Source organism: Ruminococcus sp. (assembly GCF_017650195.1).
Taxonomy (GTDB): Bacteria; Bacillota; Clostridia; order Oscillospirales; family Ruminococcaceae; genus Ruminococcus.
On sequence record NZ_JAGCFH010000190.1, the window covers coordinates 1 to 4,112 of the forward strand.

Sequence of the window (4,112 nt, forward strand, 5' to 3'; positions counted from 1 at the left end):
ATTTGCGATAGACTGGAGAATAGCAACTGCATCAGCAATTGTTACCTTGCCATCAACGTTAGCATCACCCTTGAGTGTAACCTCGATGTCACCACCCTGTGAAGCTGTAGTTGTTGTAGTAGGCTGTGTTGTAGTAGTTGTTGTGGTATCGGTAACTTTACCGATTGTTACGCTACCAGCATTAGCCTTAACATTGAAGTTAACCTTAACGCCATCTTTAAGGTAACCGCAGTCAAATGCATCGTTCTTCACACCTGAACCAGAGTATGTCTCACGGTCAGTAGGAACAATTGTGATTTCGGAAACTGTTCCGTTAGCGGCATTTGCCGAAACGGTTCCACTGATAGTACAGAAAGTACCCTCACCTTTCAGCCACTTGGACGAATCATCAACTGATGTCGACCATGCTACGCTGATAAGCCCCTCTTGTGAATAGTTGCCGAAATTCGGAAGCATTGATGATGATGAATCACCGCTTACGCTTCCTGCCAGCGTACCTGCCTTAATGTCAGTGATTGTGAGAACCTTCGGATCATACTTGATAGCGAAATTGCAGCACTGAAGTCCAGTACTCGGAATATCAGCCAGTGACACATCCACAGAAAATGCCCCTCCTGCCTCCGCATTTGTCTTGCTGGCGGAAATCTGCACTGTTTCGTCAGCCGCAACAGCGGGAGCGATAGAGCATACTGAAAGTGAAAGCATCGCTGCAGCCATAGCTCCGATGACTATCTTTTTTGTCTTCATGATTTTTTTCCTCCTTCTTCATTAGTGTTATATAACAAAGGAACAGGAGCCCCTTTTATTATATCTTGACTTGGATCGCAGCTTCTGAAGCCGCATTGATAAATCATGAAATGCATAAACACAGTTTTATGAGTGCAAAAAGCTGTCCGTACAACCAGAAACGTATGTACACGCCGAGTACGGATAATCTTTTTCTCACACAACTGCCATTAGCCCTAAATGCCTCTTACAGTCGTGAAGAGATGGCAATCCCATAATCCATATTTATTCATGATTTCATTATATATCAGGTCCTTAGAAATGTAAATAGGTTTATTTCGTTTTTGGTATTTTATCTAAACATTCAGCATGTTTTTTGCACGGTTTGCACAATCGAAAAAATGTCCTAAATTCAACCTGAAATAGCCTTTGTGAATGTAATATGAACAAATTTATTATTTATCAAGCTTCTGGAATTCTACTGGTATACTCTCGTTAATTATATCATTAAGTATGTCCCAGCCAAAGCTTGTGTAAGTGCCCTGAGGTATCGCATACGGGACTCCATGAGCCGCCGCAAGTTCAGGTGTATATTTGCTGTATGGGTATACTGCAAGATTTGCGAAATCAGGCGATTCATAATGGATGATATTCGGGATAGCGCCGACATTTTCAAGCGTGATCTCACCTGTTTCACCATTCATTACTATGTCAAAATCCGGCATCTCACCGACAAGGTTGAAGTTATCAGTCTGTGCACAGATGAAATTTCCCATTGAATAGAAAACAAAGCCTCTGGTTCCGTCATCGCGGGTGATCCATTCCATGGTCTCCGCAGTGTGAGTGTGGCAGCCGAGTATTACGTCAGCTCCCCAGTTTACCATCTTATTGGCAAGTTCTATACGATCCTCTGATACAAGGTGAGTATCTTCAACGCCCCAGTGTGCAGCAACAATGACAACATCTGCCTTTTCCTTGGCTTCCTTTATCTGCCGCTCAATAACATCTTCTTCCGAATTCATTACTACCCTGAGGGGGGAACCTGCCGGGAACTCAAATCCGTTTATATGCTCCGCATAAGCAAGGAACGCTATTCTTACTCCGTTCACCTCACGGATACGGATATCATTCGCATCATCATTATTGAGATAAGCACCGAGAACAGTAAGGTCATTCTCTTCAGCCTTCTGATTCCAGAAGTTGATGGATTCCTCAAGAGCATCAGCACCAAAATCAAGAAGATGATTATTTGCCATTGTGAAAACGTCGAAACCGAGGTCAATTACCGCATCTGCAACTTCCGGAGGAGAATTGAACAATAGAGCACCGCCGTTTGCACCGCGTATATCATTGCTCTGACTTATTATCGTCTCCTGATTCAGGATAGCGAGATCAGCATCCTCTATGATGTACTTAACATTCTTGTAAAGAGGCTTGAAGTCAAATCTTTCACCGGGACCTGCCAGCTTTTCCGCATTCTTGTATACTGAATAGTGAATAAGATTATCACCAGCCGCTACGACATGAACGCGCTTGTCCTCCGGGACAGGTTCAGTAGTGGGTTCTTCAGTCGGTAACTCAGTAGTTACCTGTGGTACATCACTACCACCAGAGTTGCTGTTTTCACCCTCGCCGCCTACCAGCTTTGTAGCACAGCCAACACCTGACACAAGAATGACTGCCAGCACTGCAATTGCAGCTACGGCACGACCTTTTCTCAACTTCATCTTAATCGTCCCTTTCAGCGCGGGAGATATACTTCCGCGACTATATTATATCACATTGATTTTTCAATTGCAATTACTAATTGTATGATTGCGCCTGATAAATACAGGCAGTTTTATTTGCTAATTGATTGGATTAAGGCGTGTTTTCGCCTATTCTAAGCCATTTACACAGCTGACAAATCGTGCCTAAAGCACTCTTTGTTAGTTTTCACGAAATTTTATCGATATTTTTGTTTATTCTGCTGTTCTGGAGCTGAATAAACTCATTCGCAAGAGTTTCTGCCTCAATGTATGATGACAGCTGATAGCATCTTCCCCTGAATTTTGCTGAGCCGTAGAAGCCGTTCATATACCATGCAGCATGCTTTCTTGCTTCATGCATGGCTAGTTCCTCATTCTTCAAACTAAGATCAAGGATAAGGCGTATGTGCTCAAGCATCACCTTCATACGCGTCTCAACTGTCGGTGATTTGTAATCAATTCCACCAAGCGCAGCTTCTATCTCTTCAAATATAAAAGGATTTCCGTAACTTCCACGGCCTATCATTACTAGGTCGCATCCGGTCTCATTATATATATTAATACACGAATCCGCATCTACAACATCTCCGTTGCCGATGACAGGAATGCTAACCGACTCTTTAACTTTTCTGATAATACTTAGATCAGCCCGCCCGCTGTAAAACTGATCACGTGTGCGTCCGTGGACCGCTATTGCAGACGCTCCTGATGCTTCAAGCGCTTTTGCCATTTCAGCAGCGTTAACTGTTTCTGACGACCATCCGCTTCTGATCTTAACAGTAACAGGAACACTTCCTGCTGCTTTTACCGCAGCGCCTGTGATCTCAGCCGCGAGTTTTATGTCTTTCATCAGAGCCGAACCAGCTCCGGTACCGATGACCTTAGGAACAGGACATCCCATATTTATATCAATAATATCCGGATTATAGTCAAGGACTATCTTGACAGCCTCCGCCATGAAATCTGGCTCGCTTCCAAAAAGCTGTACCGCCATTGGACGTTCCTCATCCGTAACTGTGCATAGCTCAGCAGTCTTCCGGTCACTGTAACAAATTCCCTTGGCAGATACCATCTCACTGACAGTATAAGCGGCACCGAACCGCTTGCACATAAGACGGTATGCTCGGTCCGCTACGCTCGCCATCGGAGCAAGCGCTGCAGTTTTCCTGATCTCAACGCCGCCTATATTTATTATAGTATCAGCCATTGACTTCCTCTTTTTTCTTGCGAAATACAAATACCTTGCTTATAACATAATTGAGTATAAGAACAATCACGTTTGCCAATACCTTAACTACCCAGTAGTTAAGTCCGATCATGGCATAACCTACTCTCATGATCAGCCATTCAACAGCAAGTGTGAAGACTCTTCCGCCATAGAACTTTCCGCCTTCTACAATAAGATTCTTTGCGCCTTTAGTTGTGGAGTCAAATACCCATACTCTGTTTGTGAGATACGCAAATGTTACTGCGCATACCCATGAAAACACTGTACTGATATCGCTTACTGCCCCGTCATCAAATCCTCCCCATCTCTCGAGAACCCATTTTGCAAAGCCTGCTGATGCAAAGCTGACAAATGTGGTAAGTCCTCCGAAAAACAGGTAGAGCCACTTGTCCTCATAATTGAAATATAAG

The 4,112-nt window shown here is 43.8% G+C and carries 4 protein-coding genes; all 4 read right to left on the reverse strand.

The window, feature by feature from the left end; all coding sequences use genetic code 11:
* The coding region (locus J6U00_RS08860; protein WP_296581112.1) for a cohesin domain-containing protein at nt 1-747 on the reverse strand (747 nt) is incomplete at its 3' end.
* A 434-nt stretch (nt 748-1,181) separates the two neighbouring features.
* Complete coding sequence (locus J6U00_RS08865) at nt 1,182-2,453, reverse strand: CapA family protein (RefSeq protein WP_296581114.1); 1,272 nt, start codon at nt 2,451-2,453, stop codon at nt 1,182-1,184.
* 208 nt (nt 2,454-2,661) lie between these two features.
* Nucleotides 2,662-3,681 carry a tRNA dihydrouridine synthase DusB gene (gene dusB / locus J6U00_RS08870; RefSeq protein WP_296581115.1) on the reverse strand — a complete coding sequence of 340 codons (1,020 nt, stop codon included), beginning with the start codon at nt 3,679-3,681 and terminating at the stop codon, nt 2,662-2,664.
* Nucleotides 3,674-4,112, reverse strand: a 439-nt coding sequence (locus tag J6U00_RS08875; RefSeq protein WP_296581117.1) for a GtrA family protein, incomplete at its 5' end; no start/stop codon positions are given. The genes dusB and J6U00_RS08875, both read right to left, overlap by 8 nt.

Bases quoted from the DNA above. Each gene is read 5' to 3' on its own strand.
- dusB (WP_296581115.1), bottom strand. From the start codon at position 3,681: ATGGCTGATACTATAATAAATATAGGCGGCGTTGAGATCAGGAAAACT.
- J6U00_RS08865 (WP_296581114.1), bottom strand. From the start codon at position 2,453: ATGAAGTTGAGAAAAGGTCGTGCCGTAGCTGCAATTGCAGTGCTGGCA.